This is a genomic window from Actinospica acidithermotolerans (assembly GCF_018139625.1).
In the GTDB taxonomy this organism is placed as follows: Bacteria; Actinomycetota; Actinomycetes; order Streptomycetales; family Catenulisporaceae; genus Actinospica; species Actinospica acidithermotolerans.
Genome location: NZ_JAGSOH010000283.1, coordinates 1 through 1123, shown reverse-complemented (window position 1 = coordinate 1123; position 1123 = coordinate 1). Strand labels below are relative to the sequence as shown.

Genomic DNA, 1123 nt, shown 5'->3' with positions numbered 1-1123 from the left:
GTGGCATGGATCGTGGGGGCGGGATCGCGGAGCTCTGGCGTACGCGGCTTGAGCAAGTGGCGGAGTTGGACGCGCGCAGGGATGAGATCGTCGCCGAGTGCCTGCGTGACGCGCAGGACCTGCACGCCGGTGACCGCGAGGGTGCGGACGTGCTGCTGCAGCTCGCGCAGATGCTGGGGCGGCGGGAGCAGGCCGGTCACGGCCAGCTGATCCGGGCACTCGCACAGGCCGACCGGGTCAAGGCGGCGCGCGGCGGGGTCAAGGCGTGGGCCGCGACGCATCTGGATGTCTCCGACGGCAGGGCCCGCTCGATCGCGGAGTGCGCCCGCCGGATCGGCGCGATCCCGCAACTGGCCGAACCGCTGGCCTCCGGCCGCATCGGCGCGGACACCGTCCGGGTGCTCTCACGCACCGCGAAGGCGGTGGCCGGAACCGGCGTGGACACCGCGGCCGCTTTGACCGCGACCCTGGTCACCGCCGAAGCCGAGGGCGTGACCGCGGCCGCGAAGCAGATCCGGGCCCTGGAACACACCCTGGACCCGGACACGAGCAAGGACGTGATCGCCCGTCAACGCGCACGGTCGTTCTACCGCGTGGTCGAGCTCGAGGACGGGCTGTGCCGGTTCGAGGTCCTGCTGGACGCGGTCCGCGCCACCACCCTCCGGTCCGCCATCGACGCACAAACCGCCGACTGGATCCGCCAAGCCCAATACGACCACGCCAGCCCGCTACCCGAGGACGTGCGCTCCACCGAGCAGATCAACGCCCACGCCCTGACCCGGATCGCGGAGGTGTTCCTGAACGCCCCCGCGCCCGTGCGCACAGCGACCTTCAGCCCGCCGATGCTGTTCTCCGTCCCGGCCGGGAGCCCGAACCCCCTGGCCGAGACCGTCTACGGCACCCCGGTCCCGGTCGGCGCGGTCCCGGACCCCGAACCGCATCTGCTCGAACTCGACGAGGACGGCGACCCGGTCCGGCTCGACGGAACGGCTATCGACACCGACCCGCACGCGCGTCTGGCCTCGTCCGCGCAGCGCGTCGCACTCGCCTTCCGGGACCGGCACTGCACCCACGCCGGCTGCACGCGCCCGCCGACCTTCGCCCTGCACGCCCACCACACCCT

1 protein-coding gene is annotated in these 1123 nt (G+C 72.9%); it reads left to right on the top strand.

Annotated features, from left to right (window positions below; genetic code table 11):
- Nucleotides 1-56: 56 nt before the first annotated feature.
- Nucleotides 57-1123: DUF222 domain-containing protein (locus KDK95_RS34690; RefSeq protein WP_212522595.1), on the top strand; the 1067-nt coding region annotated here is incomplete at its 3' end.